The organism is Vibrio sp. (assembly GCF_984391705.1).
Genome location: NZ_CFHWOM010000170.1, coordinates 1 through 1,025, shown reverse-complemented (window position 1 = coordinate 1,025; position 1,025 = coordinate 1). Strand labels below are relative to the sequence as shown.

Sequence of the window (1,025 nt, the reverse complement as noted above, 5' to 3'; positions counted from 1 at the left end):
GTATCCAAGCATGTATCTGGGGTATGGTTGCGGTAATGCTGTTTACGCTGCTTTACTACCGTGGCTTCGGTCTGATTGCTAACATTGCGTTGATGGCAAACTTGGTTCTTATCATTGGTGTTATGTCGATGATTCCGGGTGCTACCATGACGCTGCCTGGTATTGCCGGTATCGTATTAACCGTCGGTATGGCGGTCGATGCGAACGTGCTGATATTCGAGCGTATCCGTGAAGAGCTTCGAGATGGACGTAGTCCTCAGCAAGCGATTCACCAAGGTTACGCAAACGCATTCAGCACTATTGCCGATGCGAACATCACAACGCTTATCACTGCGATCATTCTATTTGCAGTGGGTACAGGTGCGGTGAAAGGCTTCGCAGTAACACTATCTATCGGTATCTTAACTTCAATGTTCACCGCTATTGTAGGTACACGTTGTATCGTGAACCTGATTTACGGTGGCAAACGCGTTGATAAATTGTCGATCTAAGGCTGGGAATTAATATGTTTCAAATTCTAAAAGCAGAAAACACGATCGGCTTTATGCGTTGGTCGAAAGTCGCGTTCGTATTCTCTATCGTTATGATCGCTGCTTCTATCTTCACGCTATCAACCAAATGGTTGAACTGGGGCCTAGACTTTACTGGCGGTACGCTTATCGAGGTGGGTTTTGAACAACCAGCAAACCTTGAAGAGATTCGTGCAGCTCTAGACTCGAAAGGCTTCGGCGATGCGACAGTACAAAACTTTGGTAGTGCTCGTGATGTAATGGTTCGTCTGCGTCCACGTGACGACGTTTCAGGTGAAACGCTGGGCAACCAAATCATCGGTGCTATTAAAGATGGTACAGGTGAAAGCGTAGAAATGCGTCGTATTGAATTCGTAGGTCCAAACGTTGGTGATGAGCTAACAGAAGCGGGCGGTCTAGCGATCCTTGTGTCGCTGATCTGTATCCTGATCTACGTATCGATGCGATTTGAATGGCGTCTAGCGGCTGGTGCGGTATTGGCACTAGCACACGATA

The 1,025-nt window shown here is 47.4% G+C and carries 1 protein-coding gene and 1 pseudogene; both read left to right on the top strand.

Annotated features, from left to right (window positions below; genetic code table 11):
- Positions 1-491 (top strand): SecD/SecF family protein translocase subunit (locus AC4MRV_RS22190; RefSeq protein WP_491189424.1); only part of this gene is annotated, 491 nt, incomplete at its 5' end.
- Between the two features lie 14 nt (positions 492-505).
- Positions 506-1,025, top strand: a pseudogene (locus AC4MRV_RS22185) (protein translocase subunit SecF); the annotation flags it as partial.